General features: G+C 47.1%; 27 protein-coding genes and 1 pseudogene. 11 read left to right on the top strand and 17 right to left on the bottom strand.

Features of this window, described 5'->3' with window-relative positions; genetic code table 11:
- The first annotated feature begins 79 nt into the window (after positions 1-79).
- The gene (locus tag C7B65_RS23900; protein WP_143162019.1) at positions 80-322 is read left to right on the top strand and encodes a hypothetical protein; all 243 of its coding nucleotides are present in this window, start codon (positions 80-82) and stop codon (positions 320-322) included.
- Between the two features lie 139 nt (positions 323-461).
- Here C7B65_RS23900 and C7B65_RS23895 read toward each other — a convergent pair whose 3' ends face one another.
- The 8 genes from C7B65_RS23895 to C7B65_RS23860 all read right to left on the bottom strand — a co-directional run bounded on the left by C7B65_RS23895 (position 462) and on the right by C7B65_RS23860 (position 7,082).
- Positions 462-905: a helix-turn-helix domain-containing protein gene (locus C7B65_RS23895; protein ID WP_083583234.1), complete on the bottom strand. Its 444-nt coding sequence runs from the start codon at positions 903-905 to the stop codon at positions 462-464.
- Positions 906-916: 11 nt separating this feature from the next.
- On the bottom strand, positions 917-1,504 hold the full coding sequence (locus tag C7B65_RS23890) for a hypothetical protein (RefSeq protein WP_073074993.1): 588 nt from the start codon (positions 1,502-1,504) through the stop codon (positions 917-919).
- A 452-nt stretch (positions 1,505-1,956) separates the two neighbouring features.
- On the bottom strand, positions 1,957-3,045 hold the full coding sequence (locus C7B65_RS23885) for a VOC family protein (protein ID WP_083583233.1): 1,089 nt from the start codon (positions 3,043-3,045) through the stop codon (positions 1,957-1,959).
- 16 nt (positions 3,046-3,061) lie between these two features.
- The gene (locus tag C7B65_RS23880) at positions 3,062-4,615 is read right to left on the bottom strand and encodes a GMC oxidoreductase (protein WP_073074992.1); all 1,554 of its coding nucleotides are present in this window, start codon (positions 4,613-4,615) and stop codon (positions 3,062-3,064) included.
- Between the two features lie 27 nt (positions 4,616-4,642).
- Positions 4,643-5,494 (bottom strand): MIP/aquaporin family protein, encoded by an 852-nt coding sequence (locus C7B65_RS23875; RefSeq protein ID WP_073074991.1) that lies wholly within the window; start codon positions 5,492-5,494, stop codon positions 4,643-4,645.
- On the bottom strand, positions 5,494-5,754 hold the full coding sequence (locus C7B65_RS23870; RefSeq protein ID WP_073074990.1) for a hypothetical protein: 261 nt from the start codon (positions 5,752-5,754) through the stop codon (positions 5,494-5,496). The genes C7B65_RS23875 and C7B65_RS23870 overlap by 1 nt, the downstream gene beginning before the upstream one ends.
- Positions 5,720-6,544, bottom strand: a complete 825-nt coding sequence (locus C7B65_RS23865; protein WP_073074989.1) for an SDR family NAD(P)-dependent oxidoreductase — start codon at positions 6,542-6,544, stop codon at positions 5,720-5,722. The genes C7B65_RS23870 and C7B65_RS23865 overlap by 35 nt, the downstream gene beginning before the upstream one ends.
- A 37-nt stretch (positions 6,545-6,581) precedes the next feature.
- Positions 6,582-7,082, bottom strand: a complete 501-nt coding sequence (locus tag C7B65_RS23860; protein ID WP_083583231.1) for a DM13 domain-containing protein — start codon at positions 7,080-7,082, stop codon at positions 6,582-6,584.
- Positions 7,083-7,454: 372 nt separating this feature from the next.
- Here C7B65_RS23860 and C7B65_RS23855 point away from each other — a divergent pair, with 372 nt between their 5' ends.
- The gene (locus tag C7B65_RS23855; RefSeq protein WP_073074987.1) at positions 7,455-7,952 is read left to right on the top strand and encodes a hypothetical protein; all 498 of its coding nucleotides are present in this window, start codon (positions 7,455-7,457) and stop codon (positions 7,950-7,952) included.
- 50 nt (positions 7,953-8,002) lie between these two features.
- On the opposite strand, the gene C7B65_RS23850 is transcribed toward C7B65_RS23855, so the two are convergent.
- The 3 genes from C7B65_RS23850 to C7B65_RS23840 form a co-directional block, all read right to left on the bottom strand.
- On the bottom strand, positions 8,003-9,358 hold the full coding sequence (locus C7B65_RS23850) for an NACHT domain-containing protein (RefSeq protein ID WP_073074986.1): 1,356 nt from the start codon (positions 9,356-9,358) through the stop codon (positions 8,003-8,005).
- 112 nt (positions 9,359-9,470) lie between these two features.
- Complete coding sequence (locus C7B65_RS23845; protein WP_083583229.1) at positions 9,471-11,387, bottom strand: sensor histidine kinase; 1,917 nt, start codon at positions 11,385-11,387, stop codon at positions 9,471-9,473.
- A gap of 64 nt (positions 11,388-11,451) precedes the next feature.
- Positions 11,452-12,123: a response regulator gene (locus C7B65_RS23840; RefSeq protein WP_073074985.1), complete on the bottom strand. Its 672-nt coding sequence runs from the start codon at positions 12,121-12,123 to the stop codon at positions 11,452-11,454.
- A gap of 340 nt (positions 12,124-12,463) precedes the next feature.
- Between C7B65_RS23840 and C7B65_RS23835 the strand changes: the two genes are divergently transcribed.
- The 4 genes from C7B65_RS23835 (at position 12,464) to C7B65_RS29715 (ending at position 14,903) form a co-directional block, all read left to right on the top strand.
- Entirely contained in the window at positions 12,464-13,882 is a 1,419-nt protein-coding gene (locus C7B65_RS23835) for an NAD(P)/FAD-dependent oxidoreductase (RefSeq protein WP_073074984.1), read from the top strand.
- 27 nt (positions 13,883-13,909) lie between these two features.
- Positions 13,910-14,407, top strand: a complete 498-nt coding sequence (locus tag C7B65_RS23830) for a DoxX family protein (protein ID WP_073074983.1) — start codon at positions 13,910-13,912, stop codon at positions 14,405-14,407.
- Positions 14,408-14,526: 119 nt separating this feature from the next.
- Positions 14,527-14,727 (top strand): cupin domain-containing protein, encoded by a 201-nt coding sequence (locus C7B65_RS28955; protein WP_223257502.1) that lies wholly within the window; start codon positions 14,527-14,529, stop codon positions 14,725-14,727.
- Positions 14,631-14,903 (top strand): cupin domain-containing protein, encoded by a 273-nt coding sequence (locus C7B65_RS29715; RefSeq protein WP_397428445.1) that lies wholly within the window; start codon positions 14,631-14,633, stop codon positions 14,901-14,903. The genes C7B65_RS28955 and C7B65_RS29715 overlap by 97 nt, the downstream gene beginning before the upstream one ends.
- A gap of 61 nt (positions 14,904-14,964) precedes the next feature.
- On the opposite strand, the gene C7B65_RS23820 is transcribed toward C7B65_RS29715, so the two are convergent.
- The 5 genes from C7B65_RS23820 to C7B65_RS23800 all read right to left on the bottom strand — a co-directional run bounded on the left by C7B65_RS23820 (position 14,965) and on the right by C7B65_RS23800 (position 21,343).
- The gene (locus C7B65_RS23820; protein ID WP_219898716.1) at positions 14,965-16,221 is read right to left on the bottom strand and encodes a GAF domain-containing sensor histidine kinase; all 1,257 of its coding nucleotides are present in this window, start codon (positions 16,219-16,221) and stop codon (positions 14,965-14,967) included.
- Between the two features lie 140 nt (positions 16,222-16,361).
- Positions 16,362-16,967 (bottom strand): Crp/Fnr family transcriptional regulator, encoded by a 606-nt coding sequence (locus C7B65_RS23815; protein ID WP_073074981.1) that lies wholly within the window; start codon positions 16,965-16,967, stop codon positions 16,362-16,364.
- 231 nt (positions 16,968-17,198) lie between these two features.
- Positions 17,199-17,873, bottom strand: coding sequence for a response regulator transcription factor (locus tag C7B65_RS23810; RefSeq protein WP_073074980.1), 675 nt, complete (start codon positions 17,871-17,873; stop codon positions 17,199-17,201).
- Positions 17,870-19,003 carry a sensor histidine kinase gene (locus C7B65_RS23805; protein ID WP_223257501.1) on the bottom strand — a complete coding sequence of 378 codons (1,134 nt, stop codon included), beginning with the start codon at positions 19,001-19,003 and terminating at the stop codon, positions 17,870-17,872. The genes C7B65_RS23810 and C7B65_RS23805 overlap by 4 nt, the downstream gene beginning before the upstream one ends.
- 120 nt (positions 19,004-19,123) lie before the next feature.
- Positions 19,124-21,343, bottom strand: a complete 2,220-nt coding sequence (locus C7B65_RS23800) for a glycosyltransferase (protein ID WP_223257500.1) — start codon at positions 21,341-21,343, stop codon at positions 19,124-19,126.
- Between the two features lie 290 nt (positions 21,344-21,633).
- Between C7B65_RS23800 and C7B65_RS23795 the strand changes: the two genes are divergently transcribed.
- From C7B65_RS23795 to msrB, 5 genes are all read left to right on the top strand, one after another.
- Positions 21,634-22,023: a hypothetical protein gene (locus C7B65_RS23795; RefSeq protein WP_073074977.1), complete on the top strand. Its 390-nt coding sequence runs from the start codon at positions 21,634-21,636 to the stop codon at positions 22,021-22,023.
- Positions 22,024-22,143: 120 nt separating this feature from the next.
- The gene (locus C7B65_RS23790; RefSeq protein WP_073074976.1) at positions 22,144-22,875 is read left to right on the top strand and encodes a DUF4079 domain-containing protein; all 732 of its coding nucleotides are present in this window, start codon (positions 22,144-22,146) and stop codon (positions 22,873-22,875) included.
- A 4-nt stretch (positions 22,876-22,879) separates the two neighbouring features.
- Entirely contained in the window at positions 22,880-23,869 is a 990-nt protein-coding gene (egtD, locus tag C7B65_RS23785) for an L-histidine N(alpha)-methyltransferase (RefSeq protein WP_073074975.1), read from the top strand.
- 255 nt (positions 23,870-24,124) lie between these two features.
- A complete protein-coding gene (locus C7B65_RS23780) occupies positions 24,125-24,865 on the top strand; it encodes a DUF2808 domain-containing protein (RefSeq protein WP_073074974.1) in 741 nt (246 codons plus the stop codon).
- A gap of 114 nt (positions 24,866-24,979) precedes the next feature.
- Positions 24,980-25,474: a peptide-methionine (R)-S-oxide reductase MsrB gene (gene msrB, locus C7B65_RS23775; protein WP_073074973.1), complete on the top strand. Its 495-nt coding sequence runs from the start codon at positions 24,980-24,982 to the stop codon at positions 25,472-25,474.
- Positions 25,475-25,556: 82 nt separating this feature from the next.
- On the opposite strand, the pseudogene C7B65_RS28120 reads toward msrB, so the two are convergent.
- A pseudogene (locus tag C7B65_RS28120) lies at positions 25,557-25,826 on the bottom strand (hypothetical protein); the annotation flags it as partial.

Here is a 25,826-nt window from a genome sequence, read left to right as displayed (position 1 = left end):
CTCATACTCACCCCTCTTGGTTGCATCACTGAGGTAATATCATGATTGAATGATTAAATCAAGTAGAGGTCGCACCCCTTTGAAAGTAGAAACAGAGCGGAGTGGAATGGCAGGTCAATTGCTAGTCGATAGCCTCAGAACTGCCCTAGCGATTCACCTATTACGGAAGTATTGCACCACGCACCCCAAACTCTCTAGTGATTCAAACGGGTTGTCTCAATCTAGTTTGAAACAAGTGATTGAGTATATCCATCAGGATTTGAGATTAGTGCAGTTAAGCGCGATCGCTCAGATCAGTTCCTATCATCAGAGAAATGGGTAGAAACCCCGTCCTTTAGCAGAGCGAAGGACGGCTTTACGAGGGTGCGACCTCTACCTGATACTAAAGTGGCTCAAGCCTCCTGCTGATAAGGTTTTTGAACGATTTCACAGTAGTCTTTTTGATTATTCATTGATCAATTTTACAGGCACTCAAAACCCTTATGGAGCAAAAGGTAATCGGTTTTTTCCAATGTATCGGATGGAGGTCGCACCCCTTGTACCTGGCTGCGACTGCGCCGAATCCCAGTCAACGCCTCGATCTTCGCCGCTGCTTGTGCCAAGCTTTGAGGAGGATGTGCCCTGAATTGGGCTTCCAATGTGGCTTGGTGCGGCTTCAACTCACTTTGGGGTTGATAAAAGGTCAACACTTTCAGTCCAGCAATGCCCCCGGCTTGGTAGTCTTTGAGGTAACTCCGTAGGGTGTTCTGACTCACCTGTACCAGTTGAGCCATTTCCCAGTGGGGTAAGCCTTGACTCTTCAAATCCAACGCTTCCATTTTGCCCTGGACTCGCGGATGGGGGGGATGGAACCGTTCATAGGGCAGGGCTGCAATCTCGACTTCGCTGAATGAGATCTCAATCAAGGGAACCTCCCCTATTCTTTTACGGTGTTTCTCATCAAGGATACCCAAAAAAACGAAGTCTGTGCCCCTACAGAGTATAGACCTTCAGAACTTGCTGATAGAACAGAAGTCAAATGTTTTTGAAGCTCTCCGTAAGCTTCTCGAGCATTTCGCGATAGATAAATTCCCCCTTTCTTGAAATACCAATCACGAAAAGCAAGAGCAAGGTTTTGCAGATCTGTGTAGCTGAGATCTCGATTATGAGGCCATAGCGGTAGAGTGCCCGATTTTTCCCACAGCTCTGAATAAACCTCAATTCTGCGTGTACGCAAGTCAGTATCAACGGCACTCGTAAAAGCAAGCGTAGATTTATTCAACTTCTCAATGGTTTTAAGAAGGGCACCATGTTCTGCCTCTAAACGCTTCAAAGACGAGCCATATCCTGCTTCGGTGCGTTCAAGTATCGAACTGTATTCAGCTTCTGCTCGCTTTAAGGTGCTTTCAAATCGTTTCATGGCAGCTTCCGCACTTTTTTCTGCAATCAATCTCCCTAAAAATGCGATAGCTGCCAAAACAACTGCTGCTCCACCTAGTGCGGAAAGTAGGTCTGTCCAAACCATAAAAATAACCTCACTCGGTGACACCTAATTGAAGCGAATTCAGCCGTGCTTGAGTGTGTCAAAATCTTGCGAGTGACTTATTTGTTGCATCGGCTGCAATGAGTAGTTAAATTGCAGTTAGAGTAATTGTAGTAGATAGTACAAGTGTAGTTTTTACTGCAATTTAACTACTATTTATGCCGTTTGAACGCCTGCCAAACCGGATAACTCCCCCGCACATAGGAATTATGCCGTTTGCAAACCGGATAATTCCCGTTTTTCTAGAATTTATACTGAATTCACGCCGTATAACTCCCCGACTTTGAGTAATTATACGGAACGGAACTCGGATTTTTCGGCTTCAAGGTAGAGAAAAGTGAACTTTCTCGTTCTCGCTGAATTAGACATTACGCTGAATCGATCGAACTCCTGCCATCGCACGTTAGAACACTTGAGCGACAAAACTGAAAAGATTATTTCTCGACCAACCGTAGCGCGTGACCATCTGGATCACGGACTAAAAATCCCTTTTTGAATCCGAGGGTCGGATTGGGAATCACTACAACTTGAGACGAGATGGCAGTCGCTTGCTTGAGGCGTAACTGTTGGACAACTGCTGCCACATTTTTGACTACCAGGGTCGTTTGCCAGTGAAGTAGATCATTCGATCGGGCATCTTGTGGGATCGATCGCCCATCTCGTGGTTCCAAATATTCCAGAAACTCAATTCCGGCTCCAGTCGGGGAGCGTAAGCCGCTAATGTGTAATCGTGCGCCTTGTACATTGTTGAGATGGGCTTGCTCAGTGCCGTAGTTCATGCTTTCACCGACCAACTTTAGACCCAGCAGATCGCGGTAAAACTTGAGGCTAGTGGCTGTATTAGAAACCACGATCGCAGTGTGATCAATGCCCAAAAATAACTGTTTCGTGGGCGCTTGCCATCTTGGATCGCCTTTTCCGGGTGGGAAGTAGATAATCTCCAAATTATGACCATCGGGGTCTTTGAAGTAAAATGCGCGAATGCCTGCGGCAGGCTTGTTAGAATCGGGAATGCGCTGTGGAGCCGTTGAAGCGTGTTGCACTTTGAATTGGCGCAAGTGTTGATAAGCTGCGTCCATATCGGTGACAACAATGGCAATGTGTTGAAACCAGCGATCGTGGCTGCGTGAGTCAATCGGAATCGGTCGCCCTTTGGGTGTGAGATACTCTGTGAGTTCGATCGATTCAGCGCCTAGCTGCATTCGCACCACGCGCAACCGAACGCCAAACAAGCCTTGCAGTTGTTCGTAGGCTTCCCCTAGTACTTCGACATCTGACATTTTTTTGAACGACAGTACATTGCTATAAAATGCAACTGCCTGATCCATGTCGGAAACTGTCATCCCGATCGACTCAACGGCAACCACCGCATTCTGAACGGTCTGAGTTTGCGCGATTTGAATCGTAGGAGTTGAATGTAGTTGAAGCTGTGAATTAGCCTGAAGCTGATGGGTCGCGACGATCGTCGCGAAGATCAACACAGACAGCAGCGATCGTTGTAGCAGTTTTCTGAAAGTCGTCATAGCATCACGGTATTGCTTAGTTCAATCGATCGATCAGATGGTCTGCTACTCGTAAGGCGTTAGCGATAATCGTCAAGGTTGGATTCACCGCAGCACTCGACCGAAAGAAACTACCATCCACCACATAGAGATTGTCTACGTCGTGAGTCCGGCAGTTGAGATCTAAAACAGAGGTAGTTGAATCATCGCCAAAGCGACACGTTCCGCACTGATGGGCGACTCCTTGAATCGGCAACTTTTTCTTGAAGTAGAACGAACAGGGAATAATTCGGTCACCACAGCCGATCGCTTTCATGGTCTCGATCCAGCGATGCAACAAGCGATCGTAGGCGGCAGTGTTGTTCTCGGTGTAGTGGAGATGAATCGTATCGTTTTTCACCTGCACACGATTGTTAGGATCGGGCAAATCTTCTGCGGTCAGCCACCAATCGACGGAGTGACTCGCCAATGCCTCAAATACGTGTCTGTCTTGGAAGGAAATTCCTGCGATCGAGGGCGATTCCATTGCAATCATGTCAGCATTCACCTTGCCCAATAGCTGCACATGTCCCATCGGGTAATCAAATCCTTCTTCGCCCCAATAGAAATCATTGATGCCCATTGTTTTTTGAAACACGGTTGGGTTCGCTTTGCGACTGACTCCAATAATTGCACCGTTTTGGTGTTTCATGAAATTGCGCCCTACTTGATCAGAGCTATTGGCTAAACCTTGGGGATGCTGTTCATTGGCAGAGCGCAACAACAACGCTGCCGAGTTAATGGCTCCACAGGCAACGATGACAATATCTCCAGAAAATTGACGCACCGTTCCATTGATCTCTACGGATACAGCAGTTACTTCTCGACCTGATGGACTGGTGTGCAATCGCAGCGCTTTTGCTTCAGTCATCAGCGTTAAATTGTTGAACTTCTCTGCCGGACGGATACAGTTAATATCGGCATCGGCTTTGGCATCAACGAGGCAGGGAAAGCCATCGCAGGTATCACACTGAATGCAGGCACTCAAACGACGATTGACTTGATTGAGTTTGATCGAGAGCGGCAAGTAGAACGGGTGCAAGCCTTTGTTCTGTAGAGACTGGTGAAGTTCCTCAATGCGCGGTTCATGCTCGATCGCTGCAAAAGGATACTCTACATCTGCTGTAGGTTCAGTAGGATCAAGTCCTCGCTGCCCGTGAACATCGTACAGTTTTTCGGCTTGGATGTAGTACGGCTCAAAGTCACGATATTTAAGCTGCCATTCGGGTGAAATGCCGCCTTTGTGGGTAACTTGATCAAAATCTTGCTCTCGCCAGCGAAACAGCGCCCCGCCATACACTTTGGTATTTCCACCCACAAAGTAACCAATACCAGGATGAATCTCACGCTCGTCTTTGTCTCGCCACACTTCTTTTGTGTGATAACGGTCTTTTTGAACTACCTGAACTGTATCCCAGTTAGCTTTCTCTCTCCGTAGAAAGGAGCCTCGCTCTAGCACCAGGATTTTCTTGCCCGTGGGAGCTAGACGATGCGTGATCGTTCCACCGCCTGCACCTGTGCCAATAATAATGATGTCGTAATGCTCAGACATAACGTTCTCCTAATGAATAGATGACTGTTACAGATGCGGCAACTGGTCGCTTAATGTGGGTTGTCCATTGTTCCTGCCTTGTCGATAACCGCAGCGAAAAATACAGCGCTTGTGGGTATGATGATTCAATTTGGCACAATGCACAGATGCTAGACCTTTGAAGCGCACATAGAGTTCAGCCGCCAGCAGCATACCCAACAAAGGAGCCGTGAAATAGACCCAAATCGCTGTCCAGTTTTGCGCTGCAATGGCGGAGGCTAACGTGCGAGCGGGATTCATACTCATCCCGGATAAGGGAGCTTCTAGGGTGATGTAAGTGGCGACTAAAATCCCTGAAAATATTCCTGTAAATCGCGATAATTTTGCATGATTTGTGACCACTAAAATCATCGTCATCAAGCCAAACGAAATCAGTAGCTCTGCGAGAAAGGCAACGCCAGCACCCCCTGAACCAGGAACGGTGACAATATAGTTCACGGTAGAATCTGCAAGTAAGCTTTTTGCTTGAGAAAACATCGCGTCTTTTAAAACTCTTGCCGCAATCAACACACCTAACAATCCACCAACACATTGCGCCACAATGTAAAAGAACACATCTAATCGATGAACTTTGCCAAGCCGGAAGAACGTGAACGTTACACATGGATTAAGATGTGCGCCTGATTGTTTGCCCCAAGGTGAATAGATAATCGCGATCGCAATTAATCCCATTGATATGCCAATAATGAATCGACGCAGCAATGGTTCAGCGATGGCTTGTCGAATTGGTGAAGTGGGATGTTGGATCAGAGCAGTGATCACGCTGGCAGAAAACATAAATATTCCTAAACAGGCTGCTTCCATCAAATATTCGGGATAGTGGCGACGAAGCGTTTGCATTACTTGTCATCCTTTAAGTCAATGTGTAATTCACCGTCTAGATTGATCACTTTCCAAGAGGTTTGTTCACCATCCTGCCAAAACCGTAGAGTGACCTTTGCATCACCCACCGCCAGATTTTTCAGGGTTAAGTCAGGCAACCATTTTGGTAAAACAGGCTGCACTTGTAATCGTTGATTAGGAGCATCGGTTTCCAGTCCTAGCAGGGTGCGAATCTTGTTACCACTACTGCTCTTGATAGTTCCAGAGCAGCCCGCCATCGACAAAAAAGGTGCTGCCCGTGATGTAATCAGCATCCGCAGAGGCGAGAAATGCAACGAGCGAAGCAACATCTTGAGGTTGACCCAAACGACCCAAAGGAATGTTGTTCAGTAGCGCTCCAAGTTTTTCTGAATCATTCAGTAGTTTGGTGTTGATTGGGGTTTCGATTGCTCCCGGTGCCACATTGTTGATCGTAATGCCCAATGCTCCCAACTCAACCGCAAGATTGCGAGTCAACATCTTCATGCCACCTTTGCTGACACAATATGCCGCAAAATTTGGGAAAGGCAAATCCTCATGTACCGAACTGATGTTGACAATTTTGCCAGGTCTTTTCGTAGCAATCAGGTGTTGCACAAAAGCTTGTGTTGCAAAGAAAACACCCTTCAGGTTGACGTTGAGAACAGCATCATAATCTGCTTCCGTAACGTCCCAAAAAGGAGCGTGTTTTTCAATTCCAGCATTGTTGACCAAAACATCTAGCTTGCCAAAGTGGTTAATGCTTTCTGCAATTAGTTGACGCACCTCAGTCACGCTACCCAGATCTGCTTGAATGGTATGACCCTGGGCGTTCAGACACTTTGCCATGTGACAGTTGCCCCCGGTTCCTTCGGAGTTGCGCTCTGCGCTAAACGCTTGAACTTTTGCCAGCGTTTCCTCAGCCCCTTCTGGGTGAGAACGATAGTTAATGACCACATCTGCTCCAGCTTGAGCAAGCCTTAAAACAATGCTTTGCCCGATCCCTTGACTACTTCCTGTTACAAGTGCAACTTTGCCTTCAAGATTCATAACGACTCTCCTAGAAAATAGAGCTGTTTTTACGTGATTAACTGCTTAACTTAGCAGCACCAAACGTGGCATTAAACTTGCGACACCAAATTGCAGCCGACTGATAATTGGCTACATTAATGCTGTCAGGAATGGCGTACTGTTGACCACCGCTGAACTTTTGGAGCGGAGCTAAAACGACGTAATCCCCGGCTTTGAGCGAATAAGAAGGGGGTTTTGCTGAACCCAGAATGTTGGGCGATCGATGCAAAATCACCACTAAGTCTGGCCCTTGATTAGAAGTTTTAAACGACTGATCCAGCTTGAGAAATGTGTGACCTGCTTGAGTTACAATTTGAACCATTCCTTGTGTGTCATGCTCCCCCGCCTTTAAAGTACCAGCCCTTACGATCGTTGCCGCTCTACCAGGTTGAGATGCAGATTGAGCTGGTGTGGAATTAGGGCTAGAAGATATACTTTCAGCAGCTTGATTACTAGCATTGCTACAACCCACGATAACCAGAGCCATCAAACTCGCCGTAACCCAGTGTTTAATCATCAATCAATGTCCTTTGATGCAGTGTTAGAAGATGCTTCAGCCTATTGTGTCCTGTAGGTTGCGCTGAAAGATGATTGAACTTTAAGAAAATTGGTGTAGAAAGCTGATAGGTAACTGAACCACAACTCATCGCTTTCTCAACCAACTCTCATTTAGAAAAATGATTTTTTGCTAAGTGCTAGTGAAGATTTTCCTGAGATGGAGTTTTTCTAACTCCAACGGGTCTGTTGTATGGGGTTAGCACAGTCCAAACTTGTATTTAAGGTTGCCTCTATCTTCGCCCACAAGAAGGCTTGAGTCGTTGCAAACTAATAGCATGAAACATCACGATGATGTAGAGCCTGCTCACTCAAGTCATTAGAAGGAATATCCATGAAACGCTTTATTTATGGCGGCATATCCGCGCTTGTATTGGCAACCACCGCGATCACGCCAGGATTGACAGCCCCGGCTCCCGATTTTCGAGCCATCGCGCTCAATCAAATGCAGTTCAATTTCACCGCTCCCTTTATTAGCAGTTCGGGTCTACTAGGTGATCATCATGTGATTCGAGTCATGGTTGTTGGGATGTCTTTGGAAGACTTGATGATCAGAATTCCATCTGGAATGTCAAAGTACGGGCAGGTCAAGGTGACTGACGAATCGGGTAAAGAAGTTCCAGCAAAAATTACTGCAACTAAAGATCAAGTCGCGATCGCGTTTAGTCAGCCTGTCGAACCGGGTCATATTCTCGAAGTCGATATTCCAGGCATTCAGACCTATGCGGAAGCAGGCAATATCTTACTGTATGGGATTACTGCAAAGCGGGTAGGCATTAGTGGTCAAATTCCAGTGGGAACCGCCAGAATTCAAGTTCCTGACAGAAGTTAAGGATTGATTGGAGACGTTGTTCTCTTGGAAGGGCAAGCCTACAGTTTGCCCTATTTTTGTGGATGAACATTTTTGTAATTTTGAATGAACGTTGCCAGCGTGGGTGAAAGTTTAAAGGAAGCTCTGCTTTTTTGAAACAGCGATCGACGATAAAGCGAATCTAATATGTCTAGCAAATCCTGACGACTGATGACAGACTCTAGATCAGCTTGCAGGTCTGACAGCGATACCCAATCCCCAATTATTGCTAGATGAACCATCACAATCTGCTCTGGCTCAGAGGCTCGATCGAACTGCTGACCTAATAGATCTCGAATCTCCTGAAATAGCAACTGTTCGGGTGATCCATCGCTCAGGTAATCAGAAATGCTGCCGTCAAAGTAGTCTACAACTCTAGCAGCCACCATCTTCAGAATCAGTGGATTTCCACCATAGTAGTCTGTGATGCGATGCCAATCTGCTTGTATGGGTGCAAACGTTCCCTGCTGTTGTAATAGCTGCTGGCTCTCTGAGGCACTCAAGCCCTGAAGTCGAACAAATTGAACCTGCCGACCTTCTAATCGTCTGAATTCTCTTGGTTTTTCCTGACTGGTTAAAACCATGCAACTCCGGTGGGGAGACTCGGCGATCGAGCGAAACAACTCCCGATAAGGTTCGTACCCCTCGCGGTAATATCCGGCTAGTGGACGGTTACTTAAAATTGACTCAATTCCATCTAATACCAACAAACAACGATGCTGCTGTAAGTGCTTGAGTAGAGAGGTGATGAGCTCTTCTACACTGGTCGGGAGGGGAGCAGGCGATCGCTCCACAAGAGAGTGCAGCAGACTTGTTAGCATTGCTGCGATCGTGGGAGCATGATGCAGAGATTTCCAGACCACATACTCAAATTCTTGTTGCTCAGCAGTGAATTCTTGTACCAACGCTGTCTTGCCAATTCCTGCGACTCCTAGCACACTAACGAGTCGGCAGCGTTCCACCAAAATTTGGCGCTGAAGCTGAGATTTCTCCTCAGTGCGCCCACAGAAATGGCTTGCTGTGTCCCTCCCCGCTACATCACTATGAAGCTGTTTTGCAGGATGTTCTAGCACTTCGACGATCGCTCTAGCACCCGATAAACTCGCATGGGCATAGTCTCCCACTTCTAAGAGTAGCTGCAATGCTGCAAAGACTTGGCAGATCGAGCGCTTATCAACTCCTTGCTGACAGCGCAGCAGTTTTCTCACGGTCATAGGATGAATCCCATCAGGTTCTGCAAGCTGGACGCGCTCGGCGATCGCTCTAGGACTTTGGCGGACTCTCGTTTGGGCTTCTAATTGTTGGATGCTTTTCTGTAGCTTTTGCAGCCCGATCGAGGTCAAAACAAAACCGCGATAGCGTTTGGAATTTCGTAGAGCCTGTACCATAGGAGCCACCGATTGCGACTAATTTAATCGCCATCGTGACAAAAAAGCACTTTCAAAGTAAGGCTTTCAAGGCACAGAGGTTGCCGATTTCGGCACGGCTCCGGATTCTTTGCTATCTGCGCCAATTGCGACGGTTGCGCCAGGTCAATTCGCACAGGGTTCCGTGGGGATGGTTGGGGCGACGGGAAAAGTGACCCCGCAAGTCACGGGCGATCATTTTCGCTTGCAGAGTTCCTTGTCCTTCGCGAAGTTGCTTAGAGGGGTCGATACCCGGTCCATTATCAATCACCCGCAGCACATGATACCCTACCTCTACTGCACACACCACATCGAGACGGGTCGCACCACTAGCATGTTTGCCGACATTGAATAGGGCTTCATGCAGAAACAAACACAGCCCCCTCTTTTGTGCCAGAGTATATTGTCTGAATTTTAGGGGTTCAAAATTGGGCGGCACAAAGGTCTGGAGCGTGTCGAAGCCTGGAAGCTGCTCTGCTCGTGTGTGGTTATAGACCTGATAGAGCAGATCACCAATCGGGTCTCTGAGATCAAGCACCAAATCGCCGCGCAGATAAAGTCGAGTGTATTCGGTAGAAACTTCTTGGCGCATGTATTCAAAAATCCGCCGTAATTCCTCGTTGAGTAACCATAGTTGTCGTTCTAGACGTGGAGATGAAAATTCCGTTTCCTCTAAACTTCTTAAAATCACTGCTAGATATTGCAGTGGACCATTATGTACTGCTTCATAAGTGCGTTCGATCGCGAGTCGTCGATGTTCTAGCTCAAATCGTAAGTTTCGATCAAAAAATGAGGCACTTAGCCCACAGCCACAAAGCGCCAGCATGGTTGGCACGATCGGCACCCACCAGCCCATAGCCTGAAGCAGCATCTGGCAACTCACGATCAGAAATAGGCTGGCGATCGTCAGACTCAACAAACCTTTCCAAGGCGATTGAAGAATCACACCCAGCGCCACGCCCAGGCATCCCCAAGCCCCGATCCAAACATACTCGCCGATATCAGCCCAGACTCGGATCAACGGATGCCTTTTCTGAACCGCGTCAATGATTTGATGCACTGTATAGGCATGGGCTTCTACTCCATAGATCAATTGATTGGCAGGCATCGAAAACTGCGACGATCGCGAATTCAGTGTCTCTTGAAGGGCAGATGTGAAAAAGACATCTTTGATGCTGGAAGCAGTCATACCAATGATCACCACATGATCTGCAATCCAGTCTAAAGCGACATTGTTCTGCAAAACATCTCTGAGGGATAGCGATCGCACCATTTTTTGAGTGCCGCAAAAGTTGAGAATCAACTGATTTCCACTGGCATCAGCGCGAATATATCCACCCGAATTAGGCTGAAAGCGAGGGAGTTGAGTCGAGCCAAATTGCAGCGCACTCGCCCGATTCCCCGGTTTGAAGTTGATTCCGTGGGCTGCTAGATGGGTCTGAGCTAATCGCAGCGCTAACGAATATTTAATCTCACCATTCTGGGCTGAACTTACCAAAATCGATCGCCGCAGTCTACCATCTGCATCGACGATCGCATCCGCAAACCCAACTCGTTCAGGTGGTAAATCAGGGGGCGGTTCAACATTCCAGGCGGGTCTTGTGTTTAGTACAAGCTCGGTGCCAATCAAGTTAGGAATCGATCGCAGTGCTTGCATCAAAGCAGCGTGTCCTGGCTCTACGGGCACATCTCGAAATAGATCTAGACCAATTACACTAGGATGATACTTTTGCAGGCGGTTTAGAACTGCTGCGAGATCACGATCGGGCACTGGGTAGCCACCCACAAGACTCAAATCCGCTTCATCAATGCCCACGACCACAACCGATGAATCTCCCGACTCAGATAGACAGGTGCGTGAGAAGGAATCAAACGCCATCCACTCCTGAACTTGCAGCAACCCACTCAAGCGAATCAGCATGACCAGTCCCAGAATAACCGCACCAGGCAGCACGATTTCGCGTAATATTTTCGTGCGCTGCTCAACATCTCGCCAGAAATTAATTGTCACAACTTGCCTTGGAGATCACTCGGTGGATTGTATCCCGTTGGCGAGATTAAAAGAGCAAGATTTATCAGCTAATCAACCCCGCCTTTCTAGCAGCTAATTCAATCTGAACTCGGACATCTCGATCGGGATCATCTGGAATTCCAAGCGCATCCTGAATCCGAATCCAATAATTTCGCAGTGTCCGTTCTGCGATTCCCATCCTTTCACGGATTGCCCGATCGGATAGCCCATACTGAAACTTTAGGGTCAGCACCTCTAGCCATTTGCGATCAAATTCTGGGCGCGATCGCACCTCTAGCGGCAACGCGATCGAGCCTCGTAGGGAAAGATCAACGAGCTTTAACATCTCTCGAATCGGGCGAGACTTATCCATCGCTGCAAATCCTCCTTCGTAGAGGTTAATCAAGGGGGTTAGCCTGACGAGAGGCTTAATGTTGGTACTCACGACCAGAATGTTGGGCTTGAGATCGATATGATTTTGCATCAAAGATTCCAACCATTGAATTCCGACTTCAGGATTTGCAGTGGAATAAGCATGATCTGGCAAACTCAAGTCGATCACAATCAGGTCAGGGTGAAATTGCTCTATCAGGTGGTGAGCAGTGTGCCGATCTTGAGCCGTTAAGATTTCAACGTCAGGATATTGCCGTTTGAGTGCTGGAACAGTTCCCTCTAAAATTGCCTCATGGTCATCTACAACTAAGAACCGCTGGCGTTGACGGGATGAAGGGTTCATAAAGGCATCATTGAATGTGTCACCGATCAAGCACAACCCTACTTAATCCTCAGATCACCGCGATCGTAGCATTGACCGTACAGCACTTACTCATCATTAGCTCAGTATTGACGCTTGAAGCCTGTCTAAGGGAAAAGTTGACGGTGAAGTTAAGCATCGACTTAACTCTTCGAGTATTCTCAAGCCAGCGCGCTTTATAAAAGCCATCACAATGCTTCCTGATTCAACATTCGTATAAGTTTGCACTTAATTTTGCAGCTATCTTCGTCCACTCAGTGCGTTTGAGCGAGAATACTGATCTCTAGAGTTTGGCTCAATACACAAATAGAATTTCACATTCATGGATGAATCAACTCTACCCACCGTCATTCTCGGTGCTGGCTTCACGGGCTTATTTGCAGCATTGCACCTCTGTCATCGTCGCTATCCCCGTCCCATTGTTCTCATTGATCAAGCAGAGCGGTTTGTGTTCAAGCCACTGTTGTATGAACTCCTGAGCGGGGAGATGACTGATACCCAAGTGCAGCCCCGTTACGCCGAGCTGTTTGAATGCGACAGTGTGACGTTTGTGCAGGATCAAGTGCAGGCGATCGACCTGCGGCAACGTCGAGTCAATCTGACTTCAGGATTGCACTACGATTATGGCAACCTGTTGTTAGGACTGGGCAGCGTCACAAACTTTTTCGACATCCAAGGGGCAGAAAAGTTTGCGTTTCCCTTTCGCACCGGGGAGGATACGATCGCGCTGAGGCGGCACCTGCGAGAATGTCTTCAGTGTGCGAGTCAAGCCAAGGATGCAAATAAGCGACAAACATTTCTGACCGTGGCTATTGTTGGAGCGGGGCCTTCTGGAATAGAAATGGCAGCAACGTTAGCAGACTTGTTGCCGCAGTGGTATACCCGACTGGGAGGCGACCTGCAAGAGATCCGAATTGTTGTCTTCAATCGCAGTCAAGAGATTCTCAAAGGCGACCTCAACGGTGATTTGCGAGAAATTGCCCATCGAGCGCTACAAACTCGCAGCACTTTAGTAGAGGTAGTGTCAAACGCATTGGTGAAAGTCATTTCTGAAAACTCCGTCGAATACGAGCAAGCACAGCAGACAAAAGTGCTTCAAACAAACACCATCATTTGGACAGCAGGAACCGGGCTGCATCCTTTAATTGAGAGTCTACAGATCGCTCCAGAGATGCGCGATCGCGCAGGTCGTCTTCGGGTCGCTTCTACAATGCAGCTACCAGAATTTCCAGAAGTCTTTGTCGGAGGAGATTGTGCCGTTTTAGAAAAACCGTTGCCTGCCACTGCTCAAGTTGCTTATCAGCAGGGAGCGATGATTGCTCAAAACCTGCACGCGATCGCTCAAGGACAATCCCCCAAGCCTGTAACAGTTGCACTGCGGGGCACTCTCCTAAAGTTAGGATTGGGTGAAGGCGTGGCAAATTTGTTCGATCGCGTCCCGATCACGGGACGAGCCGGACACTTAGTTCGTCAAGGCACTTATCTAGAACTTCTCCCAGTCTATGTTCACAATTTCAAAGCTACGGTTGGCTGGTTAACCGACGAACTGTTTCAGCGTCACGGTCGAGTCACACCCAAGCCTCGTCAATCAGTACTTCAGCGTATCGGAGATGCTGCTGCCGTTATGGTCGTGATTAGCAGCGGACTACTGTTTTGGCGGGCGGCTCAACCCACGAGTTTTAATCAAACCTTGCGATCAACCCATCTGCCAGCGTTGCTCGATCAACTTCAGCAAAAATAAATCTAATCTTTTGTTAGGAAACCCCAGATGCTTCTAGACACAGACAATCGTTCTAGCTTGCGAAGTCAACGCAGCATGGTTAGGCAGTCGATCGCCACTATGCGCGTACTGCTCGGACTCTTTTTTATTCTTTCTGGCATTGCCAACTACCTCTACTTTAATGCTCCCGGTGGCTTTTTTGAAACGGTCACTCAGCTTAAATTAAAGCTATGGGGTTGGGGATTTGAGGGAATCGGTCCCATGCCTGCCATTCTTGCCTATCCCTACGCCTACCTGCTGCCTGCAACCGAAATGATTGTGGGGACACTGTTTGTAATCAATCGTTGGGTACGCTGGGCAGGTATCATCATGATGCTGATGCTGTTGAGCTTTATTCTAGCGTTTGGCTTAATTGGGTCAAATGGCTTGCTGCCTAACAATCAGGGCAACTGGGATAAGAATGTCTTCATGCTTCTGGGTGCTTGGATCTGTGCTGCCTATGACCACTACCTAGTGACGCGCAAAGAGCAATCAAACGGTTTCTAGCAGTAATGGTTATCGGTGAGACAGTTCTTTGGAGCGATCGATGAGAGGATATAATCAAGGACTTTCAAAGGCGGCACTAGGTTCTGCTGATGTAATCTATTTTTGATCGTGATATACAGATGAGTACGACTAGAATATTCAACAGTTCTAAATTTTTTCAGCCGACCGATGGGGAAGCTATTCGATCGGTCGTTACAGAATCTGAGAATGCTGTTGTGGTTGCCTGGTATATCAAACCGGGACAAGAAATCGCCGCGCACATCCATCCCAATGGGCAAGACACCTGGACTATTTTGAGGGGAAGGGAGAGTATTATCTAGACAAAGCAGGCACTACAAAGTCGATCGTTGCTGGGGATGTAGTCATTGCTCATACTGGCTGTGTGCATGGAGTGCTGAATAATAGTGATGAGCCATTAGTTTTTATTTCAGTCGTGTCGCCCGCCGATGCTGGGTATCAACTTGTCTCAGAAGATTCTTTTGTCCTGCATCCGTAAGAACTTAAGTCAATAGACTACAGGTTGACTAACACTTTATTTTTCGTCGTCCTTCCCAAGCTCATTGAGCCAATCGTCTAAGGGGTAGTCGGGCGCTAAAGATTGTTCCCTTAGTTTCAGAAGACTCTATGAGAAGTTCGCCGTTGTGAGCTTCTAAAATTCGCTTCACGATCGCTAAACCCAGTCCTGTTCCTTCCGCTTTCGTTGAGTAGAAGGGCAGAGTTAATTGAGGCAAAACATCACCAGGAATCGGTGCCCCGCCATTATGAACTGAGATACAAATCTGTTCCGCCGAAATTTGCACTACAGACCATCGGACGATTTCTCCTACCCCAACAGCTTCACACGCATTGCGAATCAGGTTGATAAACACTTGTTTTAACTTGTCTGAATCAGCCAAAATTAGAGCAGGTGAATGCAAAGGCAAGTATTCGATCGCACGTCCTTGCGCTTCGGGCATCGATCGTAACGGGACTAATAGCTTTTGAATAAATATATGAACATCGACCTCAGCAAGTTTTAAGTTTTGCGGTTTTGAATAAGACAAAATTTCTTGCAAAAGATTCGCTAACCGTTCAGCTTCATCTCTCGCTAAAGAGAGTCGATCTTGGGCAGGTTGAGGCAGATCTAGTCTTGTAAAATAGTTCAAACCCATTTGAACTGTAGTTAGGGGATTACGAATTTCATGGACAATCATTGCCGCAAATTCTCCGATCGCAGCGAGTCGTTCATGCTCAATCAGCTTTGCTTGAGCCGTATGTAATTCCTTTGTCCGTTTGGTTACTTCAGCTTCTAACAACTCATTAAATTGCTGCTGTTTCTGATAAAGGCGGTAGTTATCGATCGCCGTTGCTGCACGTTCTGCAAAGAGTTCTACAGTGGAGATGGTCTCTGCATCGTAGTGCTGTGGTTGCATACTAAATGAGCAAATAGTGCCAATCACATCTCCCTGTGAAACCCGGAGTGGGACTCCCAAATAGCAGACATATCCTTCCATTCGGTTCGCTTCTTCTGGGCGATGTTTGATATCGTCAATGAAGAAAGGTTGCCCACTCCGAACGACTATTTCCGAAACGCTTTCGTGAACCAAGAAGCTATTTTCCGCGTCCTCTATATCTAGATTACTGGCAACGACTTGCCCCTTTGATTCCTCGTGAATCGTCACGATCGACCAGTCCGAATTTAACAACTGACTCACTCCGCAGGTGATTTCATGTAGATAGCCATTAAGGTCATGAGAGCGATAACTCAACGTGCTTAATGCTTTTAGGACGGCTTGCCATTGTTCAGCGCGTTGAATGTTTTGTCGATCCATCATGCTACTGCAAGTGTTCTCAAAATGGTTTCAGCAGAATCGTTTAATGAGCCTACAATAGCACCTCTTCTGCGTCCTTGATTCAAGTCAAGTTTGACAGATTCTTTAGATTCCCTTAAGCAGAAAAATTCAACAGCTTAGAGCTACAGCAATGGTTCAAGCAGGGTGAGCCTACGTTTCTCGCGGGTGATCACTCCGTCGCTTTCAAGTCGAGCTAATGTCCGAGACAAAGCTTCAGGACTGATGCTCAGGTCAGCGGCGACATGTTTGAGCGACTGTAGGACTACTGTGTTCTTCTTAGGCGGTATGATCAAGCGTAAATAGTGGAGAACTCGCTCTTGGGCTGAACGAATGCTGCGTAACTCGACCATTAGTTTTGTGGTGTGCAATCGATAAGACAACTGCATCATAAATGCGATCGCAAAATCAGGATTTTGCTGAACGGTACTCAAGAATGCCTGTTTGGGAAAGACCAAGACCTGAGTCGGTTCTTCTACAACGGCGCTGCAAGCATAGGAATCTAAGAAGAGAGCGACCTCAGCACAAATTTCACCAGCATGGACAGCATAATGACTAATTGACTGACCACTTTTTGTGTAGTTTAACAATCGAATCCGTCCAGACTTTACCGCATAGAGCGATCGTGGTTCTTCGTTGCGATGAAATAGAACTTGTCCAGTTGATAAGTGTTGATAGGTTGCGCCTCCTTGTAGAGTAGTGGGCAGTTGGTCAATCTCTGAGAAATTCATAGCTTTTGGGAAAGATGGCGATTGTGCCTTACTAGTTGAGTGATCCCTATTTCAAAAACGCCTCCAACAGAACACCACAGCGTCAGAATGGATAATCAGTCCATTAAAGTTAGTGCTTTTATCTAAGTACCGCGATCGATGCCCGAAGACGTTTGATCGAGTTCGTTTCTTGTGATTCACAATTTGCGTTTTAGGGGATGTACATAGGTTAAAACGCAGATCCAATCAACATTAATCGCGCAGAGTGTAGCCAACTCCGCGTATTGTATGGAGTAACCGAGGCTCCTGGTTCTCTTCTAACTTTAATCGCAAGTAGCGAATGTAGACTTCAATAATATTAGAATCGCCCATAAAGTCATATCCCCAGACGTTTTCGAGAATCTGATCGCGAGTAAACACTTGACGCGGATGCCTCAAAAGATACTCCAACAAGTCAAATTCTTTGGCGGTGAGGTCGATTGACCGAGTGCCCCGATAAACTTCGCGAGTTTTCCGATTCAGTCTTAACGTGTTGAACTGTAGAACCTCTTCATCGCCGTCTTGAACGCGACGCAGATGAGCGCGAATTCTGGCCAACAGTTCTTCAATGCTAAACGGTTTGACTACGTAATCATCGGCTCCGGCATCGAGTCCGGCGACACGATCGCTGACTTCATCTCGTGCCCTCAGCAAAATCACCGGAACTTTACTTCCCGTCGATCGCAGCCGCCGACACAGTTCTAAACCTGACAAACCTGGCAGCATCCAGTCTAAAATGGCCAGGTCGAGTGTCGCTTCGCGGGCAAGCGTTAGACCTGTCATACCGTCGTGTGCCACGCTCACGGTATAGCCTTCGCTGACCAGTTCCAGTTCAACAAACCGAGCGAGTTTCACTTCATCTTCAACTAATAAAATGTGAGCGCTCATGATCGGGTTCCGATTGCTGGAAGGATTAATGTAAACGTGCTGCCTTCGCCAGGATGAGAGTCTACAGTGATGGTACCACCCATTCGTTCTGCTATTGTTTTCGCGATCGCTAGTCCTAACCCAGTTCCCCCAGTCGAGCGCGCCCGCGAGGGATCGGTTCGATAAAACGGTTCAAAGACTAATTCTTGCTGTGATGAAGAAATGCCGCTTCCGTGATCGCGCACTTGAATGATGGCTGCATCACGGACTTGATTAAGCATAATGACGATCGTAGTATTGAGATCAGAGTGTTTTATTGCATTACTAATTAAATGATCTAAAACTTGCATTAAATAATCTCGATTCGTTTGCGCTCGTATTCGCACCGCCGATAATTCAGTTTCAATTTGACGATGCTCAAATTTTTTAGTCATGCTAACAATGTCACGAATAAAATCGTTTAGGATGATGACTTCACCAGAAATTGGCACATCAATACTTTCTGCACGAGCAAGATCGATCAGATCTTGCAAAATCATTGTCATCCGTTCTGCTTCCGCGATCGCCATTCCCAGTGTTTCTTTTTGAGCTTCGGTGAGCGTTTTACTTTGTTTTTGACTGCGTTGCAAATAGCCATAGACTAGACTCAGTGGCGATCGCAGTTCATGAGCAACTGCATTCGTAAACTGTCGCTGCTGCTCTTTAACTGATGCAAGTTGAGTCAAGATCTCGTTTCGGCGCTGTGCGAGTACTTTGATTTCGCTGGGTGCGGGATACAGATTGAGCGGGTAGGAATTCATGCTGTTGGTTGAGGACGTTACCCACTTATTCAGATGTCTCAGCGTTGAGAGTGATCGCCAGATGAGTGTGATTGTGGAAATCAGTAGCGCCCCGATCACCATCAAGCTAAGGGTTATTAACTGAGAAGACATCGTGAGAAACTTGAGGGTTGTCGCTCCGTCAAACGAACTCATCGAGAGCAGTGTTTGCACCTCCTGGCGACTCAGTATGATGAAACTTACGGCGGCGATCGCAAAGACCACAATGATACTGAGAATCAGCCGAAAGTGCAGTGAGTTGGCATCGAGGTGATTCCTTCTCCGTCTGAGACCTGTTTTTGAAGCTCTACTCAACCGACGCATGGAAATCATCTACTGTGGTGCATGTTACGTTCAAACCCATTCTAGAATGATGAACCAATAATAGTCAGAATGATAGACCAAGCTGAACACGTTCTGATTAATCAATGAGAATGGGCTGAGAATCAATACTCAACTTTGAGCCACTGCAAGTGCGTGAATTCGAGTCTGACGATCGAAAATTACTCGTGGCTTCAATAAGATTCTAAGCAATAACCACAGCGATCGCACTTCTCCAGGCGCGCATCGACTTCTCCACTGTCCTGGACGGCAAAACAGAAGTTCAATTAAACGGCGTTGCTGGCTTAAGTCCAACGCATCAAATGTCACTCGTAATGTAGGAAACTCGCCCTGTCGGTCAACGGCTGTTATGAAGGCTTGAATATATAAGCTTTCTTCCATTAACTCGATCGCGTTAGGCAGCGAATCAAGCTGATCTGGAAAGTCTTTTTGAGTGAGAACGATTTCTGCACCATCTTCTGAAATGACGGTTGTGATGCCCCAAAACTCGCGCTGACCGATTTGGATGCGAACGGTACGACGCAGTTGAAACCATTCATTTTGCGATGGACGCGGTGCATCAATCAAAATCAGCAAAGAAATGCTCAACATCAGTAAGTTATAAACACTCCAAAACAGACCTAAGCTGAGTCCTTTAAACTGTTCTGCCATGTCTAATGGAACGTTAGGATTCGCCATTCCGCTCATTGTATAGAATCCCAAATTCATCCACAAACTAAGCGCACTGGCACAAAACATCACGATTAACGGAAACGCCAATTGCCAATTGAATGTAAAGCGATCGCTGGTTGCCCCTTTTGGTGTCACATTAAATCCTTTAGAAAATGGATTCAACAACGTTTGTATGACAGTTAATGCTAAGGGAAAGCACAACACTAAAGAGTAAATATCTGCAAGCAGTGCAGACCGTGATCGATGATTGAGCCAAGACGTAGTGATGATCTGGACTAAATAGTAAGGAACAAAATAATACAACGCTTCAGCAGTCGTCGCACGAATTGGAATCACACCTAGAAATGCGTATGCTAGAGGAATCAGTAAAAAGCCAAGACGCGAAATACTAGTGAACCAATGCAGCAATCCTTCTAAATGCGCGAGTCGCTGAATCGGACGCAATCCACGAATCGTTAACGGATTCGCTTTGATAAAGAAAGCTTGCAGTGTTCCCTGTGCCCACCGAACTCGTTGAAGTGCCTGTGCTGCGATGCTTTCAGCCGCTAATCCTGCACTTAGTTTTTCATTCAAATAAACGAGTCGGTAGCCACTTGCTGCCAGTCGAATTCCGGTAAAGTAATCTTCGCTAAGGGATTCAGTGAAAAAATTGCCGATTTCTGCCAAGGTCGAGCGACGCACTACAAACGAAGTTCCTGAACAGATAACACCGCCTGCTGCATCGCGAAATGGCTGAATTTGGCGATAAAACACTTCTTCTTCGGGGGTGAGAATGTCTTCTAATCCTAAGTTGTAAGCGATCGGGTCAGGGTTATAAAACGTTTGCGGCGTTTGCACGAGGGCAACTTGCGAATCTTGAAAGAAGCCTACGGTGCGCGTAAGAAAATTTTTAGTCGGAATAAAGTCTGCGTCGAAAACCACAATCAATTCGCCATGAGTGTGAGCAATCGCATGATTTAAATTTCCCGCTTTTGCATGGCTATTATTAGGTCGAGTCACATATTCACACCCTAATTCTTCCGCTAACGCTTGCACCTTTGCTCTGCGGGTATCATCCAGTAGATAAATGCGTTTATGCAAGTAATGCAACGCCTGACAGCCAATGATCGTGCGCTTGAGAATAAAAGTCGGCTCGTTATAGGTCGGAATCATAATGTCAACGGTGGGTGTAAAGGTGCCGTTGAGAACGTTCGTTGCATGATGATCTGCTTCAGGTCGGCGATCGCGCACCCGCAACAAGAGCGAGAGTTGAATGATGCTGCCCGTTAACGTCAGCAGTTCTAGAAAAAACAACCCGATGCTAAACACCCCGTTCAAGGGCGTACTCAGATTTAGCGTGGTGAGCGATCGCCAAAGCAAATACCGAATCGTCAACACTAATAGAATTCCAACGACTAACGTTCGCGACCAAGGCTGAGGACGTGGCGATATTTTTGTAATCAGCACCACTCCGAGCAGCAATAATACTGCCCAAAACAGCAAATACTGCCCAATCATCATCGGCGCTTCAATCCACATCGGAGGGCTTTCCTGCAACAGATTAAGCTGCTGAAAAATAGTGCTGATTGCTCCCTGTCCAGCAAACCACGCTGCCGCGATCGCGCCCGACACGACCACAGTACTCAACATAATCAATGTGGCAACTTGAGGATATGCCATCCGTTTCCAACGAGAAATCGAGAAAACCTGTTTGAAGTGCTGTGAGATCATAAGTGAGACAACGCCAAGGTGAAGCATCTACAACCGACTGCTCTTAATTGAAGCAGTGCAAGCTTAAATTTCACTGAGAAATTCAGCAAAGTTGAGACGGCACGATTAGCTGAGAAACGGCTGAGTTTGAACTGAATATTTTATAGGAATAAATTCAGAAAACTCCTAGTTTCGATTTAGATTCTACTCAGCGATCGCTGGGAAGCTGTAATCATCGAAACCACTCAGGAGTCACCCCGATGAAACTTACTTCTTTACTCACCACGGCTGCTACCACCGCTGCACTAGTCGGAATGGTCACCGTATGGGACGGACCACTTAAAGCAATCAATCCTCAGCTTGTGCAAGCATCGGCTCAAACCATGAAAGACAGCACGGGTTTAACCGTGCAGCAAAAAATCGCTAAAATCACTCAGCACAAGGGGCAGTTCGGCGGTGGAGATGAACTGCGGCGGTACTTCTTTGGCGATTTAGAGCCGATCGGTGTGCAACCTGGCGGCGCTGGCATGGTCGTCAACCTCTACAACAAAGCCAACAATGTTACCTTTGCTTACTGTGCAACCTACGATGTTGTCGTAGCGCTGAAGCAAGGCAAAGTCGCACAGTTTCTAGCGAGTGAAGTTAAGTAATTGTAGTGCAGGAAGTTAGATGCAGCCTTGACCAAGGCTCCCGGTTGCACTCTAACTTTTCTCCACTTGTCTAATGGGTCAAAGTTTCAGAATAATACTCAGCTTCAGGGAGAGGGGTTCATGTTCAAAGACGCAGTTTTGCTGCTACATCCAATCATCGCGATCGCGGTGGTCTTTCCACTAATGGGACTGATCGTAAATCGCGGACTGCAAGTTCGTCAGCGACGGTTACAACTCGCTTCTGGCGATAAAAGTAAAGTTCCACCAGTGGTCGGACAAGAGCACGTGCAGGCGGGTCACTGGCTAACGATCGGGGTCGTTGGAATTACCCTCATTGCACTAGCAAATGATATTTTTGGCACCGTTGTCAGCACTCAACTGTGGAGTAAAAACCCAGTTCAGGTGGGGTTGATTGGTCTGTTGTTTGTCGCCACGATCGCATCATTAGTGCTGCTGTTTCGATCTCATCAAGTCCAGTGGCGAGCCACTTTTGCAACATTAACGGGAATCGGATTAGTGGTGTTGGGATGTCAAGACGGTGTGTATCGCAAAACTGATCAGTGGGCTACCTCGCACTACTATTACGGCATTACGGCATCGCTGTTGATGATTTTTTCACTGTCGATCGTGCAAAGCATCTACAAAGATCGCACACAGCGCTGGCGGATGGTTCACATTGCTGTCAGTAGTGTTGTGGCACTGCTATTTATTGGACAAGCAATCACCGGAACTCGTGCGCTTCTGGAAGTACCGCTCAGTTGGCAAGAACCCTACATCCAACAACTGTATGAACAGCAGTGTCAGACAAAGCCTTGTGCTGTCCAACCTGCTCCACGTAATCAAGGAAAATAGCACTGTGACTGTTAAACAAGAATGTTCTCGGTTGAATTGGATTAATCTAGATGCGCTAGAAGCTGTAGACCAAGCCGATGATTTGATTGCAGGATTAAAGCAAACACCCAAAACGCTTCCGTGCCGATATCTTTATGACGATCGAGGGTCGGCGCTATTTGAGAAGATTTGTGATTTACCCGAATACTACCCGACTCGCACTGAGCAAGCAATTTTAGAACAGAACGCCTCAGCGATTGCTCAAATGACAGGCTCCTGCGAATTAATTGAACTAGGTAGTGGTAGTTCTCGAAAGACCCACTTGCTGTTAGAGGCATACAGCCAAACCGATCAGTCTTTGTCCTACTGTCCTGTGGATGTGAGTACAGGTTTGCTGAGAACCACTGCTTTACAACTGTTGCACCACTATCCAACGCTTCAGGTTTGTGGACTAGCCGGAACCTACGAACAGGCACTCGCACAGCTTCCACCCGCAACCAGACGGCGAATGCTGATTTTTCTAGGTAGTACTCTAGGAAACTTGAACCCGCAAGACTGCGATCGCTTCCTCACTCAAGTTCAGTCTGCACTTCAGCCTGGCGACTTTTTTCTAGTGGGCGTTGATCTCCAAAAAGATGTGGACTTAATCGAAACCGCATACAACGATGCTCAAGGCGTGACGGCTGCATTTAATCTCAACGCTCTAAAGCATTTGAACCAGCAGTTTGAGGGAAATTTTAGACTCAATCAGTTTGCTCATTGGGCATTCTATAACCCAGTTGATCACCAGATCGAGATGCATCTTTTTAATCTAAGACCCCAATTCATTTTTCTGAGAACCCTGAATTTTGCCATTGAGCTACAGATTGGAGAAACAATCCGCACCGAAATTTCTCGCAAATTTTATCTCCCGACCTTAATTTCAACGCTAGAACGACACGACTTGCGATCACTACAAGTTTGGACTGATCCCAATAGGTGGTTTGCGCTACTGCTTTGTCAGCGTCAGGCTTGAGTAGAAAACACTGTGTCAAGGGTTGTCGTCAAACATTGAACCGCAGTCCAATGGTCACATGATGCGCTTGAGAGCGAAGTAAGAAAGGAACAAGAGAGCTTTCTCAGCGTCCTCTCAGCAATGTCTTATCAGAGTCAACTCCATACTCAGAGGAGTCTCAGATTGCTGGAGTTTAATCATAGACAAGCTCAAAGGTTCTCACCCTTACCTCATCGAGGTAGAGCGAAAGACTCTCACTTTTAAGGAGATTTGACTATGAAATTCCATAAACTCGCAATCGGTGCAATGTTGACGATCGCAACCGCAGTCGGATCACAATCCGCAGCATTATCGCAACAGCAATTCAAAAATCCAACCCATCCAACCCTTTCAGAAATTGGAAACTCTCAAGCCTTTCAGCCGAGCAGTTCATCCCAACAGCAATTTAAGAACCCAACGCATCCAACCCTTTCAGAAATTGGCACATCTGAACCCACTTCCAGGTCGATGACTCAATCTGAAGTGCTTCAGCCTCAAATCAGTCAACAAAAACTCAGCAATGGTCAAACCTTCTTCTCTCATCCTCCTCGTTTAGTCCGCGTCAACGCTTCCCAGAAGCAAGCCTACGCATTATCAACCTACGAGTTTACGTTGACCGTCCCTGCTGATGCTGGTCAGCCCTTAAAAGCAGTGCGGATTGTCCAAGCGAGAAATACAGAAACGGTGAGATTTGATGTCAGCAGAAGTAGAGCGTTTGCTGGTGAACGGTTCGCATCGGGTGTTGAGATTCCGTTAGCAAGCGTCGGTGGTACTCAATCTGCGCCGGGTGAAGCAACGATCGTGTTTGCTCAACCCGTACAACCTGGCAGCACAGTCACCCTCGCGTTTGAAGCGACAAATCCAACTTATGGGGGGGTCTATGAGTTCGGTTTAACTGCGTTTCCGGATGGAGAAAACGGGATAGGTCAATTTTTAGGGTTTGGGCGGCTTAACTTCTACAGCGGCGGTGAGGGTTAAGGATAGCCTCAATCCAGGTTAGAGTCTAGGATTGATGTTAGAGATCGGCGATTGCTAGTGTCAGGGTAATGACAGCACGATCGCCGATCTGAGGTAAAGAAAGTATAAGGAAGCATGAAAAAACGAACGTTTTTATTATCGGGAACTGCGATCGCTGGAGCAATTGTATTACTTCTCCATCCATTTCGGAAATCACCAGAAACAAAGGCAGAAACCAGCAAGTTTGAAATTACTAAATCTGAAGAGGAATGGCGTAAGATCCTAACGCCAGCACAGTTTCAGGTTTTGCGAAAGCACGGAACCGAACGCGCTAGCACGAGTCCACTAGATAAGCAATATGCCAAGGGTACCTATCGCTGTGCAGCGTGTAACTTGCCTCTTTTCACGTCACAAACGAAGTTTAATAGTGGGACAGGGTGGCCCAGCTTCTACGCACCCATCGAGAACGCGATCAAGACAACCACCGATCGTTCTCTTTTCATCGCTCGAACTGAGGTACATTGTCGCCGCTGCGGTGGACATCTGGGACATGTGTTTGAGGATGGTTCTAAGCCCACGGGTCAGCGCTATTGTATGAACGGTGCAGCGATGAAGTTTGTCTCAAGATGAACTACAAGATTAACAGAATGTCTTATGAAAGGGTTACTCGGGAGCATCTCACCTTTGCGATGAGCATAACTACTCAATTCAATCAGCCAACCCTGAGCCAAGGTTGAGAGCGCGTGAAATCGCCATTGAGATAAGCAGAGCGGTGCTTCAGCCCTTGAGGCACATTGTGAGCACTCCACTGTGCCCCTGAAATCTTCAAGCGGCGATTGATTTGTTTCACTAACGATTCCACTGCCCCCGACCCAATCGTAACCCCTGCCTGTTGCAACGCTTGGTAATCAGGAATTCGGGTGCGATGGGTTTGCAGGTAGGCAATGAATTTGAGGGCTGAGTCAGTGGCATCGCGCAGCAA

The organism is Phormidesmis priestleyi ULC007 (assembly GCF_003003695.1).
Classification (GTDB): domain Bacteria; phylum Cyanobacteriota; class Cyanobacteriia; order Leptolyngbyales; family Leptolyngbyaceae; genus Phormidesmis_A; species Phormidesmis_A priestleyi_A.
The sequence above is the reverse complement of the archived record's forward strand: the minus strand, read 5'-3'. Positions and strand labels throughout refer to the sequence as shown.